Source organism: Isoptericola halotolerans, assembly GCF_045689585.1.
Classification (GTDB): Bacteria; Actinomycetota; Actinomycetes; order Actinomycetales; family Cellulomonadaceae; genus Isoptericola; species Isoptericola halotolerans_B.
On record NZ_CP140108.1, the window covers coordinates 512,807 to 531,926 of the forward strand.

The following is a 19,120-nucleotide window of genomic DNA, read 5'->3' on the forward strand; positions in this document are numbered from 1 at the left end:
CACCCGCCGGTCGCCCCGGAAGACCCGAGACGAACCTTCGAGGAAGGCACCCATGCCCAGCAACGTCGCCGCCACGGTCGACAAGGTCCGCGGCACCCTGCCGCGGTCCGAGCAGCTCTCCGGCCCCCAGAAGCTCATGATCCTGGTCCTGTCCATGACGCTGTACGGCGTGGGCGACATCGTCGCCAACGTCGTGCCCGAGGTCCAGGTCGGGCCTCTCGAGCTCGGCGTCTCCTACTTCGCGTTCATCGCCGTGGTGCTCGCCGCCCTTCTCTCGCCGCTGTGGGTGGCGCTCGGCGCCCCGCTCGGTGAGCTGGTCTTCTCCGACATGCTGCTCGGCGACTTCGGCGGGCTCAGCGAGATCGAGGGCTTCCTCCAGACCGCCCTGGCCATCTACGTCGCCGGCTGCCTCGTGCGCAACCCGCTCAACCGGGTGCAGGTCGCCCTCGCACCGATCGTCATGGTGCTGGTCGACAAGGTCAGCGGCGGCATCGTCGACATCCTCAAGGTCGTCATCGGCATCGACCCCGAGGCGCTCGAGGAGGCCGACGGTCTGCTGGGGGCGTTCCTCCTCGCCGAGGGGCTCGACATCGTGGTGACCGTCGTGTTCTCCGGCATCCTGTTCGGCGCGCTGCCCGCCCTGTGGCTGACGCCGCGCCTCTACGGGAAGATCGAGCCCATCATGGGGCTGCGTCCCCGCGACCCGGAGCACCCGCCCCGGCTGACCGGCCCCGCCGGGATGCGGTTCTGGCCGATCGCCGTCCTGGCCGTGCTCGCCGCCGGCGCGATCGCCCTGTTCGCCACCTGGGAGGAGTTCGTCGGCCGGGAGGACGGGCTGTCCACGCTCGGCGCGTTCGAGCCGGACTTCGTCGACCGGTTCGGCGAGGCCTGGATGTGGGTGGCCGGCGCCGTCGCCCTCACCGTCGGCTTCGGGGTCTTCGTCGTCGTCGCCGTCCTCCGGTCCCGCCGGGCACGTGCGGCCGGCACCCCGGCGAGCACGTCCGCCGAGGACGACGAGGCGAGCTTCTGATGACCGCGCCGACCACGGTGGCGACCACCCCACCTACCGACCGGCGGACCGACGTCCCGGCGATCGAGGTGCGCGGGCTCACCTTCCGCTACCCCGGCGCCGCGCAGGACTCGCTGCACGACGTCGACCTGACGGTCGAACCCGGTGACTTCGTCGCCGTGGTCGGCGGCAACGGCTCCGGCAAGACCACCCTGTGCAAGACCTTCAACGGTCTGATCCCCCACTTCTGGAACGGTGACATCACCGGGCGGGTCCGGGTGCAGGGACGCAGCACCGCACGGCGCGGCGTGGGAGAGATCGCGCACGACGTCGGGTACGTCTTCCAGGACTTCGGCAACCAGCTCGTGCGGCCCACGGTCCGCGACGACGTGTCCTTCGGCCCGCTGAACTTCGGGCACGAGGACTGGGCGGACCGGACCGAGCGCGCGATCGCCGACCTCGGGCTCGGAGACGTGGCGGGGACCCACACCTGGCAGCTCTCCGGCGGGCAGCAGCACCTGACGGCGCTGGCGGGGGCCATGGCCCTGGCACCCTCCGTCCTCGTCGTGGACGAGCCGGCCGCGGAGGTCGACCCCCGGCGGGCGGCCGTCGTCTACGACCACCTGACCCGGCTCAACCAGGAGCAGGGGATCACGGTGGTGGTTATCGAGCACCACGCCGAGCTCATCGCCCGTTACGCGCGCAGCGTCGTGCTCATGGCGGACGGACGCGTGCGCTGGCACCTGCCGGTGCGCGAGGCCCTCGCACGCCGCGACGACCTCGCCGACGCGCACGTCCCCGACCCCCAGGTGGTCGCGCTGGGGCGTGCCCTGGTGCCGGAGGTCGCCCGCGGTGAACGGCCGGTGCCGATCACCGTCGACGAGTGCGTGAACCTGCTGCGCCCCGTCGTGCGACCCGTGCCAGGAGCCGCCGCGCGGTCCGGGCCACCGCCGTCGGGCACGGTGGCGTCCGCCCGCGAGCGCCGTGGCCCGCTCGTCGCGCGGATGGCGGGCGTCGAGCACGGCTACCGCACGGTCTCCGGCGACCGGCACACGGTGCTCCAGGGCCTCGACCTCGACCTGCACGACGGCGACCGGGTGGCGCTCGTCGGCTCGAACGGTGCCGGCAAGTCGACCCTGCTGTCCGTGCTGTCCGGCCTGGCGGTCCCCCGGGCCGGGACGGTCGACGTCGACGGCCGCGACACCCGGTCGGTCTCCGCTGCCGCGCTCGCCGACACCGTCTGCTACCTGGTGCAGCGCCCCGAGGAGATGTTCCTGCAGGACTCCGTCCGGGCCGACGTCGCGATGCACCCGCAGGGACGCCGCCTGCCCGACGCCGACGCGCTCGTCGAGCAGGTGCTCGACCGCGTGGACCTGACCCGGTTCGCGGACCGGGACGGCCGTCTGCTCTCCGGGGGCCAGCAGCGGCGGGCCACCCTCGCGATCGGCCTGGCGATGCGTCCCCGGCTGCTGCTGCTCGACGAGCCGACGTCCAGCCTCGACCTCAGCTCGCGCGACGACGTCGTCGGGATGCTCGATGCCCTCAGCGACCACATCCGCTGCACCGTCGTGGCCACGCACGACATGCACCTGGTCGCGGAGTGGGCGAACCGTGTGGTCGTGCTCGACCACGGTCGCGTCATCGCCGACACCGACCCGCGGACGCTGTTCTCGTCCCCCGACGTGCTCGACCAGGCCCGGCTCGTCCCGCCGCAGGTGACCCAGGTGGGCGCCGCTCTGGCGCTGCCGGAGCTGCCGCTGACGGTGGACGACCTGGTGCGCCAGGCTTCCGCCCGACCCACCGAGGAGCTCGCATGACCGCCGTCGCCACCGACGCCCCGGCCCCGTCGGCCGGTACCGGCCGACCCCACGAGGCCGGGCGCCCGGACCGCAGGACGTCCACGCGCTCCGGGTTCGACCGGGTGACGGTCGAGTGGGTCAAGCTCGAGCTCATGCGCGTCGCGTACGCCACCCGGGGCGGGTTCCTCGCCCGGCGCGATCCCCGCGCCGTCCTGGGCTGGTACCTCGTGTGCGCCCTGGCGCCCTGGCTGACCTACTCCACGCCCGCGCTGGCCGTGTTCTTCGTGCTGGCGCTCGCGTGCGCGCTGGCCGCGCGGATCGGGCCGCTCCTGCTGGGGCTGTTCACGCTCGGCATCCTCGGCCAGGCCGCCTACGTGCTGGTGCTGGTCTTCGTGCTCGGTGGGAACGCTGCCGCGATCGACGGGCTCGTGCAGATCTCCCTCAAGCTCGGCGCGATCTCCCTGGCGTCCATGGCAGCCTTCGTGTCCCTCGACCCGGAGAAGCTGTCCGACGGGCTGCAGGCCCTGCGCGCACCCGCCGTGCTGGGCTTCGGCGTCAGCTACGGCTACCGGATGGTGCCGCTGCTCATCGACGAGTTCCAGACGATCGTCGACGGGCACCGGCTGCGCGGGGCGCCGCCTCGCGGTCACGGCTTCCTGGGATGGCAGACGGCCGCGCGGATCGGCAGGATCGCCGTCCAGGCGTTCTACCCGCTCATCCTCAACACCGCCCAGCGCACCCGGACGACTGTCGAGGCCCTCGAGACCCGCGGCTTCTCACCCACGGGCACGGACGACCCCGGCCGTCGGCTCCGGTTGGCACACCTACGGTTCACCTGGGCCGACGCCGCCCTGCTGCTGGTGACCGTCGCGACCGTGGTGGCGACGCTCGTCCTCCTGTGAGGTGGGCTGCCTGTTCGAGCGGTCAGCGGTTGACGATGGCGGGCTCGTTCTCCTCCTCCGACTCCCGGTCGACGCGCGCGGCGCGCAGGCGGGACATCGCGACGGCCCCCAGGGCGATCCCGGCAGCCACCACGGCGATGGCGATCCGCAGCACGTGGTTGGCGTCCGCGGGCACCGAGAGCATGACCACGGCGGGCGCGATGAGGAGCGAGACCAGGTTCATCACCTTGATCAGCGGGTTGATCGCCGGGCCGGCCGTGTCCTTGAAGGGGTCGCCCACCGTGTCACCGATGATCGTGGCCTCGTGCGCCTCGGAGCCCTTGCCACCGTGCGCGCCGTCCTCGACGATCTTCTTCGCATTGTCCCAGGCGCCGCCGGAGTTCGCGAGGAAGATCGCCATGAGCACGCCGGCGCCGATGGTCCCGGCGAGGAACCCGGCCAGCGGACCGACGCCGAGCCCGAAGCCCACCGCGATCGGGGCGAACGCCGCGAGGAGCCCGGGGGTGGCGAGCTCGCGCAGCGAGTCCTTGGTGCAGATGTCCACGACCTTGCCGTACTCGGGCCGCTCGTCGTACGTCATGATCCCCGGGTGCTCGCGGAACTGGCGACGCACCTCGTACACGATGGCACCCGCGGCGCGCGTGACGGCGTCGATCGCCAGCCCGGAGAACAGGAACACGGTCGCGGCGCCGAGGATCACCCCGACCAGCGTGATCGGGGAGATGATCTCGTAGCTGAGCATCGCCCCGACCATGCCGCTGCCGACCGTGGCGACCTCCGCGACCGCCGTCTCCACCGCGTCGGCGTACGAGCCGAACAGCGCCGTCGCCGCCAGCACCGCCGTCGCGATGGCGATGCCCTTGGTGATGGCCTTGGTGGTGTTGCCGACGGCGTCGAGGTCGGTGAGGATCTGCGCGGCCTCGCCCTCCTCGCCGCCGTCGACGTCACGAGACATCTCGTAGATGCCCTGCGCGTTGTCGCTCACCGGCCCGAACGTGTCCATGGCGACGATGACGCCGACCGTCGTGAGCAGACCGCAGCCCGCGAGCGCCACGAGGAACAGCGACAGCCAGATCGACCCACCGGCGAGGAGGAACACCCCGCAGATGGCGGCGGCGATCACCCCGGCGGTGTAGACGGCGGACTCGAAGCCCACACCGATGCCGGACAGCACCACGGTGGCGGCCCCGGTGCGCGAGGTCGCCGCGACGTGCTTGGTCGGCTTGGAGTCGGTGCCGGTGAAGTAGCCGGTGATCCACAGGATGATGCCGGCCAGCACGATGCCGATGAGCACGGCCAGGGAGGCGACCACCCGCGGGTCGGACGTCACGCCGCCGAGGTCGGCGGTCCCGCCCATCCCCGCGAAGGAGCTGGGCAGGTACACGAAGGCGGCGACGGCGGCGAGGAGGGCGCCGACGACGGCGGACACGTAGAAGCCCCGGTTGATCGCCGTCAGGCCGGACTCATTCTCGCGGGTGCGGGTGATGATCACCCCGAGCAGCGCGACGAACGCCCCGACGGCGGTCACGACGAGCGGGAACACGAGGCCCTGCTCGCCCATGACGGCCTTGCCGAGGATGAGTGCCGCCACGAGGGTGACGGCGTAGGACTCGAAGAGGTCGGCGGCCATGCCGGCGCAGTCGCCGACGTTGTCGCCCACGTTGTCGGCGATGGTGGCGGCGTTGCGGGGGTCGTCCTCGGGGATGCCCTGCTCGACCTTGCCGACCAGGTCGGCGCCGACGTCGGCGGCCTTGGTGAAGATCCCGCCGCCGACGCGCATGAACATCGCCAGCAGCGCGGCCCCGAACCCGAACCCTTCCAGGACGACGGGGGCGTCGCCGCGGTAGACGAGGACCACGCCCGCCGCACCGAGCAGGCCGAGTCCCACGACCGACATGCCGACGACGCCGCCGGTGCGGAACGCGATGCGGGCACCGACCCGTCGCCCGTCGGGCCGGGTCGCCGCTGCCGCGACACGGACGTTGGCGCGCACGGCCAGCCACATGCCGAGGTAGCCGATCGCGGCGGAGAACCCGGCGCCGACGAGGAACGCGATCGACCTCCCGATGCGGACCCCGCCGTCCCCCGGCAGCAGGAAGAGCAGCGCGAAGACGACGATCGCGAACAGCGCGAGGGTGCGGAACTGCCGGCTGAGGTACGCCGACGCGCCCTCCTGCACCGCCTGCGCGATGTCCTGCATCTTGTCGGTTCCCTCGTCGGCGGCGAGCACCTGCCGGCGCAACGTGCCGGCGCAGACCAGCGCGGCCAGGGCGATGACGGCGATGACCGCCACGATGGTGATGCTGTCGGACCCGAGTGTGAGCATCCGTCCTCCTCGACGTGTGCCGCGCACCGTGTCCCGGGTCGCCGTGGACCTGGGCGGAGCGTCTGCTGAGACCCCGCCGTCGCCGTTGACGGCGGGATGCGCGTGAGTCTACTCATGTGTGACGGCTGTCACGAACCGACAGGTGCCCTGGGCATCCGCGGCGGGTCGTAGACTCCCCGCCACAAGGTCAACGACGACTGGATCGGAGCACACCGTGAACTCCTTGGTGCTGATGGTGGTGGGCCTGGCGATGGTCCTCGCCGGGTACTTCCTCTACTCGAAGTTCCTGGCCACCCGCATCTACAAGCTCGACGAGAGCTTCAGCACGCCGTCCCACGAGATGCGCGACGGCGTGGACTACGTCCCGACGAACAAGTTCGTGCTGTGGGGCCACCACTTCACCTCCGTGGCCGGGGCCGCGCCGATCGTCGGACCGGCCGTCGCCGTCATCTGGGGCTGGCTGCCCGCCTTCCTCTGGGTCACGCTCGGCACGGTGTTCTTCGCCGGGATGCACGACCTCGGCGCGCTGTGGGCGTCCGTGCGCAACAAGGGCCGCTCGATGGGCATGCTGTCCGGCCGGTACATCGGCGCGCGCGGCCGGGCGCTGTTCCTCGTCGTGATCTTCCTGCTGCTGCTCATGGTCATCGCGGCGTTCGCCACCGTCATCAAGAACCTGCTCATCTCCACCCCGTCCGCCGTCGTCCCGGTGTGGGGCGCCATCCTCGTGGCGCTGGTCATCGGGCAGATGATCTACCGCTGGAAGATCAACCTGCTGGTCACCACGGTCATCGGCGTGGTCGCCCTGTACGCGCTCATCGTGGTCGGCGACCAGTTCCCCGTCGTGCTGCCGGACCCGATCCTGGGGATGTCCCCCGCGACGTTCTGGATCGTCGCCCTGTTCGCGTACGCGGGCATCGCCTCGCTGCTGCCGGTCTGGGTGCTGCTGCAGCCCCGCGACTACATCAACGGCGTCCAGCTCTTCATCGGACTGGGCATCTTGTACGTGTCCGTGCTCCTGGCCAGCCCCGCCGTCGTCGCTCCCGCCGTCAACCAGGACGTGCCCGAGGGCACGCCCAGCATGGTGCCCCTGCTGTTCGTCACGATCGCGTGCGGTGCCATCTCCGGGTTCCACGGCATGGTCGCCTCCGGCACCTCCGCGAAGCAGCTCGACAAGGAGACCGACGCGCGGTTCGTCGGCTACTTCGGTGCGGTCGGCGAGGGCATGCTCGCCCTCGGCGCGATCATCGCCGCGACGGCCGGCTTCCGCACGCTCGCCGACTGGGAGGCCGTGTACTCGGCCTTCAACGAGGGCGGGGTCTCCGCGTTCATCACGGGCGGCGCCACCATCGTCAACGACGGGCTGGGCATCCCCGCGTCCCTGTCCGCCACCATCCTCGCCACCATGGCGGTGCTGTTCGCCGCCACCACCATGGACACCGGGGTGCGCCTGCAACGGTTCGTCGTGCAGGAGGCCGGCGAGATCATGGGCTTCACCGTCCGCAAGGGGATCGCCACGATCGTCGTGCTCGTCGTCGCGGTGGGCCTGACGTTCAGCGCGGGCGGCGACGGCGCGGGCGGGCTGCTCATCTGGCCGCTGTTCGGCACCACGAACCAGCTCCTGGCGTCGCTCACGCTGTCGATCGTCGCGGTGATGCTGCTGCGACGCCGGCGCAACCCCGTCGTCGTGCTCGTCCCGCTGGTCTTCGTGCTGGTGATGAGCGTCTACGCGCTCGTCGTGCAGCTCGGCACCTTCTACGCCGACCAGAACTGGTTCCTGCTGGCCCTCGACCTGGTGATCCTCGTGGCCTCCGCGTGGGTCGCCGTCGAGGCCACCGTCGCGATGAACGCGGCCCGCAAGGGCGCGTTCGACCCGGAGGCCGACGAGCCGCTGCCCACCGGCTCCGCGGCCCCCGGCGCGGACCGCACCACGGGCTCCTCGACGGAGCGCTGATGGCCCGCACCCCGAGCGCCCTGGCCTCCCTGTCGGCCGGGCTGCGCGAGCTCTACGAGGCGCCCTACCGGCGCACGATGGCCCGCGCCCGGCGGGACGAGGACGACCTGTTCACCCTCGTCGTGCTCGCCGAGGCGCTCGGGGTGCCGAACCCGGCGTCCTACTACACCGTCGAGATGCTGCCGCTGGTGGCCGACCGTGTCCACGAGTGGCACACCCGCATGGGCCTCGACCGCTCGCCGCTGGAGCACGTGTCGTGCTGCTAGACCTCCAGGGCCTGGCAGCCCGACGCCGTGTGCTCTTCCTGGGCGGCAAGGGCGGCGTCGGCAAGACGTCGATCGCCTCCGCGGTGGCGCTCGCCCAGGCTCGGGCCGGGCGACGGGTGCTGGTGGTCTCCACCGACCCCGCCCACAACCTGGGCCACCTGTGGCAGCGCCCCGTGGGGGACGACGTCGTCCGGCTCGCCGACGGTGCCGGCGGGCTCGAGGGCGGCGGCCACCTCGACGGTGTCGAGGTCGACCCCGAGCGCACGACGGCGGCGCACCTGGCCGCGGTCCGCGCCACGCTGCGCCGGCTCGTGCCCGAGCATCTCGGCGGCGAGGTCGACCGGCACCTCGACCTCGCGCGGGACGCCCCCGGCATGCACGAGGCGGCGATCATGGAGCGGGTGGCCGACCTGGTCGCGACGGGCACCGCCGACTACGACCTGGTGGTGCTCGACACCGCGCCGTCCGGGCACACCGCCCGGCTGCTGTCCCTGCCCGAGACGATGGGCGCCTGGACGGACGGGCTGCTGCGCCGTCGTGACCGGTCGGACCGCCTGGGCGCGGCCGCCCAGATGCTCGGCGGCCGCGGCGAGGCCACCGCGCGCCGGGACGCCGAGATCCGCGCGGTGCTGACCCGCCGTCGCGAGCGGTTCGCGCGCCTGCGCGACGTGCTCACCGACCACGAGGCCTGCTCGTTCGTCATCGTGCTCGCCGCGGAGCGGCTGCCCGTGCTGGAGACGGTCGAGCTGGCCGACCAGCTGCGCACGCTCGGGGTGGACGTGGGCGGACTCGTGGTCAACAAGCGTTCGCCCGCGGACGCCGGGGACCTGCTGGCGGCACGGCACGCGGCGGAGTCGGCGCACCTCGCCACGCTGCGGGCCGGGCTGCCCGACGTCCCCACCCGCGAGGTGCCGCTGCTCGCGGCCGAACCCGTCGGGGCGGACGCCCTGGACCACCTGGCGACCTGGCTGGCGTGAGCCTCAGGTCGCGAGCAGCCGTCGGCAGAACGCACGGACCTCCCGGTCGAACGCGGCCGGACGCTCGAGGTTCGTCACGTGGCCGCACCCCGGGATGATCACGAGCCTCGACCGTGGGATCGCCCGCGCCATCTCGTGCGCCACCCGGAGCGGCGACCGGGCGTCCAGCTCGCCCCAGAGCAGCAGCGTCGGCACCGTGATCTCGGGCAGGGAGACGCTCAGGTCCGTCGCCGCCATGATCGACAGCTGCGTCCGCAGGCTCTCGCGGCGCACGCCCGCCGCCATCGTGCCCACCAGGTCCGCGTACGGTGCGGGCGGCCCGGCGGCGAACAGGTCGGGCAGCACCAGGTCGACGTCGTCCCCGGGTGCGGCGAGCAGCCGGTCGACGCCGGCGACGCGGGCGGCGACCTCCTCCGCCGGCAACGACCCCTTCCATCCGGCGTAGGCACCGGTCAGGACCAGCCCGGACACGAGCTCCGGGTGCCGCCGGACCAGCTCGAGGGTGACCGTCGAGCCCCAGGAGAGCCCGCACACGGGGGCCGGGGCGAGTCCCAGGGCCTCGATGAGGCCCGCCAGCGCGTCGGCGTAGTCGGCGAGCGTGAAGCCCTCGGGGAGGTCGCCCGACGCTCCCGCTCCCGGCTCGTCCCACGCCACGACCGTGAGCTCGTCGGACAGCGTGCGCAGCTGCGGCGTCCACAGCCGGCCGTCCTCCCCCGCCCCGTGCACCAGCACGAGCGGCGGGCCGACGCCGGCACGGCGGTAGGCGACGTCGACGCCGTGCACGGGTTCACGCATCACGGGACGTCCCCTCCCCGGAGCCCGGCCTCGCCGTCGCGCTCCGTGCCCCACGCTACGGAGGCGGCCGCACGGTCGCACCACGGCCCGACGAAATCCGCTCGTCGGACGTCCAGGGCTGCAGGACGATGGACAGCGGAGGAACCATGACCCACTGGGAGGACGAGCTCGCCGAGCTCGCGCACCGCCGGGGCCGAGCCCTGGTCGGGTACGCCTACGTGCTGTGCGGGGAGCAGCGCCAGGCGGAGGACCTCGTCCAGGACGCCCTGGTCAAGGTGTTCTCCCGCCTGCGCCGGCACCGTGGGCCGGCCGCCCCCGCGCCGGGCCTGCACCCGCTCGACGGCGAACGGTCGGGCACGAGCGAGGCGTACGTGCGCCGGGCGATCCTGACGCTCTACCTCGACGAGTACCGACGACGACGGCGGTGGCGCGGGGTGCGCCACCTCGTCGCCTCCGAGGACCGCGCGCGGGGGCCGGCGTCGGGGGCCACGGCGCGTGCCGACGTCGCCGCCGCGCTCGCGCGGCTCACCCCGCGGGAGCGCGCCTGCGTGGTGCTGCGCTACTTCGAGGACCTCACGGTGCCTCGCATCGCCGAGGAGCTGGGCCTCGCCCAGGGCACCGTCAAGCGCTACCTGTCCGACGCGACCGCGGCACTGCGCAACCTCCTGCAGGTCCCGCTGGACCAGCCGGCCGGACCGACCCCCACCGACCGGAGGGCCGGACGATGAGCACGAACCCCGCCCGTGACGACTGGACGGCCCCCCGGACCGGCGAGGCGCTGGGCCGCGAGCTGGACGCGCTGGCCGGGGTGGGCGCCACGGCCTCCGCCCTCGACGGCACGCTGGCCGGCGTGCGGAGCAGGGTCCGACGGCGGCGCGCGGCCAAGCACGCCGGTCTCGGTGCCACCACGCTCGCCCTGGTGGCGGGGCTCGCCGTGGGGGGCGTGGCCCTGATGCCCGAGGACCCGCTGGTGGTGACCCCGCCGCCCGCCGGCCCGCCGTCGGAGCTGCCGACCAAGAGCTCCGAACCGGAGCGACCCGCCCCGGAGACGCCCGCGGTCTCGGTCGTCACCGACGGGTTCCAGCCGAGCTGGCTCGAGGGCACCGGCCTGGTGTGCGGGATGCCGATCGACGACCTCGAAGCCGGGGTGGACGGGTTCGACCTCGAGGTGACCGGGGACCTGACCCGGGAAGAGGCCGGAGTGCTCGGGGACACCGAGCCGATCTGGCAGGTGCCCACCCGGCTCACCCTGCCTGCCGGCGCAGCGGACGGCGCCCGGCTCGTCGGGCCCACGCTGGTCTGGGTCCAGGACGGTCGGATCGTCGACGTGGGGACGAACATGACCGAGGAGGCGCACGAGGTCGTCACCGGCGGGCTCGCGGCCGACGCGGTCGCCGAGGACTGGACCCGCACGACGTGCGCGCCGGACACGTCGACCGACCCGGTCGAGTTCCGCACCGAGCTGCCCGCCGGGGACTACCAGGTGTACGCCTTCTACGACCTGTTCGACCCGGCCGGGACGAGCGAGCTGATCCTCTCCGACCCGCTCGACGTGACGATCGACGGGTGAGCCTCTTTCCATCGGCGACGCAGGCGGCGCACCGCCGTGCCCGGGGGACACCTCGTGCGAGGATTCCCCCATGCCGGAGCACACCCCCGTCACCGCCCTGCCCGACGTCCCCGCCGCGGCCCGCACGCACACCGAGGACCTCGGTGCGTTCGTCACCGCCTCGCCGTCGTCCTACCACGCCGCCGCGGAGATGGTCCGGCGCGCCGAGGAGGCCGGGTTCGCCCGGCTGACCGAGACCGACGCGTGGGAGATCGTGCCCGGCGGCCGCTACGTCGTCGTGCGGGACGGCTCGGCGATCGCCGTCGTCGTCCCGCCGTCCGCCGGGCCCACCACCCCGTTCACGGTGCTCGGCACCCACACGGACTCCCCCGGCTTCAAGCTCAAGCCGCGGCCCACGACCGGCCGCGACGGCTGGGTGCAGGCCGGGGTCGAGGTGTACGGCGGGCCGCTGCTCAACTCGTGGCTCGACCGCGAGCTCGAGCTCGCCGGCCGCCTCGTCACCCGCGACGGCGTCGAGCACCTGGTGCGCACCGGGCCGTTCGCCCGCATCCCGCAGCTCGCGATCCACCTCGACCGCCAGGTCAACGAGGGCCTCACCCTCGACAAGCAGCGGCACACCCAGCCGGTGCTCGCGCTCGGCGAGGTCAGCGACGCCGACGTGCTCGCCGAGCTCGCGGCACGCGCCTCGACGGGCGGGCACGAGATCGACCCGGCGGACGTGGTCGGCTACGACGTCGTCGTGGCAGACACCCAGGCACCCCGCGCGTTCGGTGCCCGCGAGGAGCTGTGGGCCTCGGGACGCCTGGACAACCTGCTCTCCACGCACGCCGCGCTGACGGCACTGCTCGACGCCGACGCCGACGCCCTCGCGGGCATCGCCGTGGTGGCTGCCTTCGACCACGAGGAGATCGGCTCGGCGTCCCGCTCCGGTGCGGCGGGGCCGTTCCTCGAGGACGTGCTCGGCCGCGTCGCCGACGGGCTGGGAGCGCACGACGAGGACCGCCGTCGGGCGCTCGCCGCCTCGCTGTGCGTCTCCTCCGACGTCGGGCACGCCGTCCACCCCAACTATCCCGAGCGGCACGACCCCGCCAACCAGCCGCACGCCGGCGGCGGCCCGATCCTCAAGATCAACGCCAACCAGCGCTACACGACGGACGCGCACGGCGCGGCGACGTGGCAGGCGGCCTGCGAGGCCGCGGCCGTGCCCACCCAGGAGTTCGTCTCGAACAACGCGATCCCGTGCGGGTCGACCATCGGGCCGATCACCGCGACGCGGCTCGGCATCCGGGTCGTGGACGTCGGCGTGCCGATCCTGTCGATGCACTCCGCGCGCGAGCTGACCGCCGTCGTCGACCCCTGGTACCTGGCGCGAGCGATGGGTGCCGTGCTGGTCCGGTGACGGGACGTCGCGACGTCAGCGCAGCCCGAGCTTGCGGGTGCAGTGCGGCCACTGGCCCCAGCCGGCGCGGTCCTGCAGGATCTGCGCGCGCTTCGTCTGCTCCTTCGCGCTGTGCCGGTGCGGCCGCCCGGAGCCGCCGACCGAGCGCCAGGAGCGGGCGGTGAACTGGTACATGCCGTAGTAGCCGTTCCCCGTGGTGATGCGGGGCCGGTTCCCGGACTCGCACCGTGCGAGCTCGCCCCACACGTCCTGCTGGCGGAGCGTCGTCGCGGAGACCCAGCCGGTGCGCCCGCCGGACAGCCGGACCTTGACGCGGTTCACGTCGCGGCCCGTCGTCCGAGCGAGCTTGACGACCTTCGTGCCCAGCGCCACCCGCTCCACGGTGCGCGAGGCGGGCCGGACCTGCTTGGTCACGGCCACCCGGTGCGTGGTGAACCGCTGGCCGCGGACGTCCCTCAGCGGCGTCGTCGTCACCGCACGGCTTGCCGATCCAGCCGGCCTTGCCGCCGGGCAGCCGCACCTTCAGGAGCCGGGCGCTGCGGTCCAGCACCACGAGCCGGGTGCCGTCATCCGGCCGGGCCACGACCCGGCTGGCGCGGTGCCGCTTCGACGTGACCTTCGCACGGTCCACCTTGACCCAGCGGACGGTGCGCTGCGGGGCGGTGGCGAGCGAGCCGGCGGCGGTCGTCGGGGTCGCGGCGGCCGACGCGCTCGACGCCGATGCTGGGGCGGCCTGCGCCGGGAGGGCCTGCGCCGGGGCGACCACGAGAGGGGCGAGAGCGACCGCGGTCGCTGCCGCGAGGGCAGCGGCGAGCCTGTCGGGGTGATCCGTGTCAGGAGGTGCGACGGCGACGCACCATCACGAGGCCGGCACCGCCCAGCACGAGCGCCACCGCGGCCAGGAGCGCCCCGGCGGTGGTGCCGCCGGTCTGCGGCAGCTCGCCGGGGGGCGTCACCACCTCGGCCTGCGGGCCGGCACCCGTCGTCACGGCGTCGGGCGAGACCACGACCTCCTGGGGGCGGCCGAGCGTCCCGGTGCCGCCCGTGTCCGTGGCCTCCGCCGGGCTGCTGACCTCCGGGGTCTCCGCCGGCACCGACGTCTCGACGGGCTCCGTGGGCGCAGGGGTCTCGACCGTCTCGGTCGGTTCCTCGGACGGGCCCTCGGTCGTGGGCTCCTCCGAAGGCTCGTCGGACGGCTCCTCGGTCGGGTCCGTGGACGGCTCCTCCGAAGGCTCGTCGGACGGCTCCTCGGTCGGGTCCGTGGACGGCTCCTCGGAAGGCTCGGTGGTGGGCTCCTCGGTCGTGCAGACCGGGTCCTGGCCTCCCTCACCGAAGTGCTCGTTGTAGAGGGACACCTGGACCCACGTGATGCAGTAGTCGGTCTCGTCGATCAACGCCGACCAGGGCAGGAACGACTGCCCGATCCAGGCGCCCGAGGGCTGGTCGTTCAGAGACTCGAAGTGGATCCCTGCGCCGCGCTCCTGCCCGTCCACGGTGTAGCGGATGTTCACGTGACCGCGGTCGGGAAACGCTTCGGGTGCCGGCAGCGTCAGACCCTGCGCTGTCACGGTGTACGGAGTGGGGTCGTCCGATCCTGCGGCCCAGGCGGCCCCGACCGGTGCAAGGACCAGCGCCGTGGCGCCGACGGCGGCGAGTGTCTTCTTCATCAAGGTGCTTCTCCGTGGTGGTGGCCGCGATCAGGTACGACCCGGAGTGTTCCCTGCTCAGACCCCGGAAATACGTCGGACCAGCACCTCCTACGGGATCCTTGAGCGAGAAGAGATGCGGGCGTGAGCAAGCCCTGAGCGTCACGCGGCAAACCTGAGGTCCGCACCGGGTGCCACACTGAGCGGCGTGCCCCGTGCGACCCCTCTCCCCGAGGCGGGCCACCCGCTGCTGGACGTGCTCACCGCCCGCGGGTCCCGCGCCGACCGGCTGCTGCACGCCCGGACGTTCCCGGCCCGCGTCGCCCGTCACGCCGACTGGCCGTCCTGGGCCGACGACCAGATCGTGGCCGGGTACCGCTCGCTCGGGGTGGAACGTCCCTGGACGCACCAGGTCACCGCCGCCGACGCCGCCTGGCGCGGCGAGCACGTCGCGCTGGCCAGCTCGACCGGCTCGGGCAAGTCGCTCGCGTTCTGGCTGCCGGCCCTGACCGCCGTCCGAGCCGCCCGCTCGGCCGCCCGCCAGGGCCGGCACCGGATCGAGGCGAGCACCCGCCCCGGCACGGTGCTGTACCTGTCGCCCACGAAGGCCCTGGCCGCCGACCAGCTCACCGCCCTGACCCGCCTGCTCGACGCCGCCGGCACCGGCGACGTCCGCGCCACGACCTGCGACGGCGACACCCCGCCCGAGGAGCGACGCTGGGTGCAGGAGCACGCCGACGTCGTGCTCACCAACCCCGACTTCCTGCACTTCGCGATGCTTCCGGGCCACCGACGCTGGTCGCGGCTGCTGCGCGGGCTGCGCTACGTCGTCGTCGACGAGGGGCACGCCTACCGGGGCGTCTTCGGTGCGCACGTCGCCCTCGTGCTGCGGCGTCTCACGCGCCTCGCCGAGCACTACGGCGGCTCTGCGCCCAGCTTCGTGGTGGCGAGCGCGACGACGGCGGAGCCCGCCGCGAGCGTCGCCCGGCTGCTCGGCACGTCGCCCGACGACGTCACCGAGGTCGTCGACGACGGCTCGCCCGCCGGCCGCCGCACCGTCGTCCTGTGGCAGCCTCCCGAGATCACCGGTCCCGCGTTCGAGCGCTCGGGCGGCACGGCGGCCGGCGGCGGGGTCGCCGACCCCTGGGCACTGCCCGACCCGCTCGACCCCGCGGCGAACGAGGCCGATGCCGTGCTCACCACCGACGGGCAGGCCGAGCACCCCCGTCGGTCGGCGACCGCCGAGGTCGCGGACCTGCTCGCCGATCTCGCCGCCCACGGGGCCCGCACGCTGGCTTTCACCCGGTCCCGCCGCGGCGCGGAGTCCGTCGCCCAGCAGGTCCGGGACCACCTGCGACCCGTCTCGCCCGAGCTCGCCGGCCGGGTGGCCGCCTACCGCGGCGGCTACCTGCCCGAGGAACGCCGCGAGCTCGAGCACGCCCTGCGTACCGGGGAGCTGCTCGGCCTGGCGACGACGAACGCCCTCGAGCTCGGCGTCGACATCTCGGGGCTCGACGCGGTGCTGGTGGCCGGGTGGCCCGGCACCCGGATGTCGCTGTGGCAGCAGGCCGGACGAGCGGGCCGGGCCGGCGCCGACGGGCTCGTGGCGTTCGTGGCCCGGGAGGACCCCCTCGACACATACCTGGTCACCCACCCCGAGGCCGTCTTCGACGCCCCGCTCGAGGCCACCGTGTTCGACCCCGGCAACCCGTACGTCCTCGCCCCGCAGCTCTGCGCCGCCGCGCAGGAGGTCCCGGTCCGCTCCGAGGACCTCGCCCGGTTCGGGGAGCCCGAGCGGGTGCTCGAGGTCCTCGACGTGCTGGTCCGGCGCCGGCTGCTCCGCCGGCGGCCCTCCGGCTGGTACTGGACGCACGCCCAGCCCGCGGCCGGCATGGCGGACCTGCGAGGTTCCGGCGGACAGCCGGTGCGGGTCGTCGAGGCGACGACCGGTCGGCTGCTCGGCACGGTGGACGCGTCCTCGGCGGACGGGCAGGTGCACGACGGCGCCGTGTACGTCCACCAGGGCGCCACGTACGTGGTCGACCGCCTCGACCTGGCCGACCACGTGGCGCTCGTGGTGCGCCGGGACGTCGACCACGCGACCTGGTCCCGCGACGTCATGGAGATCAGCCTCGAGGAGCCGGGCGACCCCGACCACCCCGCTCCCGAGGGCGCGCGGCCCGCGCAGCGACGCGAGTGGGGTCCGGTCACCTGGGGGCTGGGACCGGTGGAGGTGACCAGCCAGGTCGTCAGCTTCCAGCGGCGCCGCGTCCCGGACATGCAGGTGCTCGACACCGAACCCCTCGACCTGCCCTCCCGGACGCTCGGGACGACGGCCGTGTGGTGGTCCGTGCCGGACCACGTGCTCCGCGCCGCGGAGGTCGACGCCGACGCGACTCCGGGCGCCCTGCACGCGGCGGAGCACGCGGCCATCGGTCTGCTGCCCCTGCTCGCCACGTGCGACCGGTGGGACCTCGGCGGGGTCTCCACGGCGCAGCACCCGGACACGGGCGAGGCGACGGTGTTCGTCTACGACGCCTACCCCGGTGGTGCGGGGTTCGCCGAGCGGGGCTACGAGCTCGGCGAACGATGGCTCCGCGCCACCCGGGACGCCGTCGCGGCCTGCCCGTGCGCCGCCGGCTGTCCTGCCTGCGTCCAGTCCCCCAAGTGCGGCAACGACAACTCCCCGCTGGACAAGGACGCCGCGGTGCGGGTGCTGGACGCCCTGCTGCGCCACGCCCCCGCTCCCGTGTAGCGAGATCGCGGTGCTGATGCCGACGGTGCCGAACGGGCCTACCGTCGTCTCAGGTCGGTCTGCGTCCCGAGGAGAAGAAGATGAGCGCTGGCTCGCGGCACCCGAGCACCCGAGCTTTGCCCCCGGCAGGGGCCGGCAGATGACGGAGGACGGCGGGAGCGCCGGCACCCGGACCGGTCGCCTCGAGCGCGTCCGCGAGGTGGTCGCCGTCGTCATGCTCTCGCTGACGGCCATCCTGACGGCCTGGTGCGGCTTCCAGGCGTCGAAGTGGAGCGGGCAGATGTCCATCCAGTTCAGCGCGGCGTCGAGCGTCCGGATCCACTCGATCGACCTCGCGAGCGAGGCACGGGACGTCCAGGCCGTGGACCTGGCGATCTACACCCAGTGGATCCAGGCCCGGGCGTCCGGCGACGAGGACCTCGCCGACTACGTCTCCGCCCGTTTCACCCCCGAGTTCGCGGTCGCGTTCGAGGACTGGCAGGACCACGGCGAGGAGCTGCGCTCTCCCTTCGCCGAGCCCTCCTACGTGCCGGAGGGACGGGCCGAGGCGGCGGCGGCGTCCGACGAGGCGTCGCAGAAGTTCGCCGCCGCGCTGGAGAGCAACCAGCGCGGCGACAACTACCAGCTGCTCACGGTGCTCTTCGCCCTGGTGCTGTTCTTCGTGGCGGTGTCCGAGCGCAACCGCGTGGCGTGGGCCGGGTGGTTCCTGCTGGGGGCCGGCATCCTGGTGGCATCGGTGGGGATCGTCCTGGTCGCGACCTTCCCCGTCCTCGTCTGACGGGACGGCACGAGTCCCCCGGCGGGGCGCCCGGTCCCGGCGCTCGGTGGCTACGATCGACGCGTGACCACCGACGATCTCACCGCCCTGCGCCACACCCGCGAGTCGCGGCGTGTGGACGCCGCCAACGCCCGCTCGTGGCTGCTGCTCAACGCGTTGCGCAGCGAGGACTTCGACGCTGCCCAGCTCTCCCGGGCCGACCAGCTGGTCCTCGACTGCGAGGACGCCGTGGACGAGTCCCGCAAGGACGAGGCCCGGGACGGCGTCCTGGGCTGGTTCGCCGGTGGCGGACGGGCATGGGTGCGCATCAACGAGCGCGGCTCGGACGCCTGGGGCGACGACGTGCGCGCCTTCCGGGACGTCGTCGGCCTGTGCGGCGTGATGCTCGCGAAGACCGAGAGCCCCGACCAGGTGGTCGACACGGCGCAGCGGCTCGGCGGTCACGTGCCCGTGGTGCCGCTGGTGGAGTCGGCCCTGGGTATCGAGGACGCGGTGAGCATCGCCCGGGCACCCGGGACGTTCCGCCTCGCGTTCGGCTCGGGCGACTACCGGCGCGACACCGGCGCCGCCAACGAGCCGCTGGCGATGGCCTACCCGCGCTCGCGACTGGTCACCGCCAGCCGCATCGGCCACCTGCCGGGGCCGGTGGACGGCCCGACGGTGGGCTCCAGCCACCCGCTGCTGCGCGAGCAGTCGGGCGACGCCGTCGCGATGGGGATGACCGGCCGGCTGTGCCTCGACCTGGAGCAGCCCGCGGTGGTCAACGAGGTGCTCTCCCCCGCCCCGGCCGACGTCGCCTGGGCCATCGACTTCCTCGCGGAGTTCGAGGCCGCCGGGTCGGTCATCCGCGACGGGTCCGACAAGCCGCGGCTCGCCCGCGCCCGGCTCATCAACCAGCGCGCCGAGCTGTTCGGCATCACCCCGAGCTGAGGGTCGCGGCCCGGCCC

At 73.7% G+C, this 19,120-nt stretch carries 16 protein-coding genes; 12 read left to right on the plus strand and 4 right to left on the minus strand.

From position 1 onward, the window contains the following. Window positions 1-52 precede the first annotated feature (52 nt). Genes UQW22_RS02400 through UQW22_RS02410 form a run of 3 tightly spaced genes read left to right on the plus strand, consistent with a single transcriptional unit; the run spans window position 53 to window position 3,710 of the window. Window positions 53-1,030 (plus strand): cell division protein FtsQ, encoded by a 978-nt coding sequence (locus tag UQW22_RS02400; protein WP_407319253.1) that lies wholly within the window; start codon window positions 53-55, stop codon window positions 1,028-1,030. Continuing rightward, window positions 1,030-2,826 carry an ABC transporter ATP-binding protein gene (locus UQW22_RS02405; RefSeq protein WP_407319254.1) on the plus strand — a complete coding sequence of 599 codons (1,797 nt, stop codon included), beginning with the start codon at window positions 1,030-1,032 and terminating at the stop codon, window positions 2,824-2,826. The genes UQW22_RS02400 and UQW22_RS02405 overlap by 1 nt, the downstream gene beginning before the upstream one ends. Beyond that, on the plus strand, window positions 2,823-3,710 hold the full coding sequence (locus UQW22_RS02410; RefSeq protein ID WP_407319255.1) for an energy-coupling factor transporter transmembrane component T family protein: 888 nt from the start codon (window positions 2,823-2,825) through the stop codon (window positions 3,708-3,710). The genes UQW22_RS02405 and UQW22_RS02410 overlap by 4 nt, the downstream gene beginning before the upstream one ends. Window positions 3,711-3,732: 22 nt before the next feature. Here UQW22_RS02410 and UQW22_RS02415 read toward each other — a convergent pair whose 3' ends face one another. Next, complete coding sequence (locus UQW22_RS02415) at window positions 3,733-6,036, minus strand: sodium-translocating pyrophosphatase (RefSeq protein ID WP_407319256.1); 2,304 nt, start codon at window positions 6,034-6,036, stop codon at window positions 3,733-3,735. Window positions 6,037-6,250: 214 nt separating this feature from the next. On the opposite strand from UQW22_RS02415, the gene UQW22_RS02420 reads away from it, so the two are divergent. The 3 genes from UQW22_RS02420 to UQW22_RS02430 are packed head-to-tail and all read left to right on the plus strand — an operon-like array spanning window position 6,251 to window position 9,230. Further along, window positions 6,251-7,987 carry a carbon starvation protein A gene (locus UQW22_RS02420; protein WP_407319257.1) on the plus strand — a complete coding sequence of 579 codons (1,737 nt, stop codon included), beginning with the start codon at window positions 6,251-6,253 and terminating at the stop codon, window positions 7,985-7,987. Then, window positions 7,987-8,253 carry a cory-CC-star protein gene (locus UQW22_RS02425; RefSeq protein ID WP_407319258.1) on the plus strand — a complete coding sequence of 89 codons (267 nt, stop codon included), beginning with the start codon at window positions 7,987-7,989 and terminating at the stop codon, window positions 8,251-8,253. The genes UQW22_RS02420 and UQW22_RS02425 overlap by 1 nt, the downstream gene beginning before the upstream one ends. Further along, on the plus strand, window positions 8,244-9,230 hold the full coding sequence (locus UQW22_RS02430; protein ID WP_407319259.1) for an ArsA family ATPase: 987 nt from the start codon (window positions 8,244-8,246) through the stop codon (window positions 9,228-9,230). The genes UQW22_RS02425 and UQW22_RS02430 overlap by 10 nt, the downstream gene beginning before the upstream one ends. Before the next feature lie 3 nt (window positions 9,231-9,233). On the opposite strand, the gene UQW22_RS02435 is transcribed toward UQW22_RS02430, so the two are convergent. Next, on the minus strand, window positions 9,234-10,025 hold the full coding sequence (locus UQW22_RS02435) for an alpha/beta fold hydrolase (protein WP_407320703.1): 792 nt from the start codon (window positions 10,023-10,025) through the stop codon (window positions 9,234-9,236). A 146-nt stretch (window positions 10,026-10,171) separates the two neighbouring features. Between UQW22_RS02435 and UQW22_RS02440 the strand changes: the two genes are divergently transcribed. From UQW22_RS02440 to UQW22_RS02450, 3 genes are all read left to right on the plus strand, one after another. Continuing rightward, on the plus strand, window positions 10,172-10,753 hold the full coding sequence (locus UQW22_RS02440; protein WP_407319260.1) for a sigma-70 family RNA polymerase sigma factor: 582 nt from the start codon (window positions 10,172-10,174) through the stop codon (window positions 10,751-10,753). Then, on the plus strand, window positions 10,750-11,595 hold the full coding sequence (locus UQW22_RS02445; RefSeq protein WP_407319261.1) for a hypothetical protein: 846 nt from the start codon (window positions 10,750-10,752) through the stop codon (window positions 11,593-11,595). The genes UQW22_RS02440 and UQW22_RS02445 overlap by 4 nt, the downstream gene beginning before the upstream one ends. A 70-nt stretch (window positions 11,596-11,665) precedes the next feature. Next, complete coding sequence (locus UQW22_RS02450; RefSeq protein WP_407319262.1) at window positions 11,666-12,994, plus strand: M18 family aminopeptidase; 1,329 nt, start codon at window positions 11,666-11,668, stop codon at window positions 12,992-12,994. Window positions 12,995-13,009: 15 nt separating this feature from the next. Here UQW22_RS02450 and UQW22_RS02455 read toward each other — a convergent pair whose 3' ends face one another. Together UQW22_RS02455 and UQW22_RS02460 are read right to left on the minus strand one after the other, a co-directional pair. Then, window positions 13,010-13,468: a transglycosylase family protein gene (locus UQW22_RS02455; protein WP_407319263.1), complete on the minus strand. Its 459-nt coding sequence runs from the start codon at window positions 13,466-13,468 to the stop codon at window positions 13,010-13,012. Between the two features lie 359 nt (window positions 13,469-13,827). Continuing rightward, a complete protein-coding gene (locus UQW22_RS02460; protein WP_407319264.1) occupies window positions 13,828-14,661 on the minus strand; it encodes an LPXTG cell wall anchor domain-containing protein in 834 nt (277 codons plus the stop codon). A 187-nt stretch (window positions 14,662-14,848) separates the two neighbouring features. On the opposite strand from UQW22_RS02460, the gene UQW22_RS02465 reads away from it, so the two are divergent. From UQW22_RS02465 to UQW22_RS02475, 3 genes are all read left to right on the plus strand, one after another. Continuing rightward, window positions 14,849-17,395, plus strand: a complete 2,547-nt coding sequence (locus UQW22_RS02465) for a DEAD/DEAH box helicase (RefSeq protein ID WP_407319265.1) — start codon at window positions 14,849-14,851, stop codon at window positions 17,393-17,395. 139 nt (window positions 17,396-17,534) lie between these two features. After that, on the plus strand, window positions 17,535-18,173 hold the full coding sequence (locus UQW22_RS02470) for a hypothetical protein (RefSeq protein WP_407319266.1): 639 nt from the start codon (window positions 17,535-17,537) through the stop codon (window positions 18,171-18,173). Window positions 18,174-18,236: 63 nt separating this feature from the next. Continuing rightward, on the plus strand, window positions 18,237-19,103 hold the full coding sequence (locus UQW22_RS02475; protein WP_407319267.1) for an HpcH/HpaI aldolase/citrate lyase family protein: 867 nt from the start codon (window positions 18,237-18,239) through the stop codon (window positions 19,101-19,103). The last annotated feature ends 17 nt before the right edge of the window (window positions 19,104-19,120 follow it).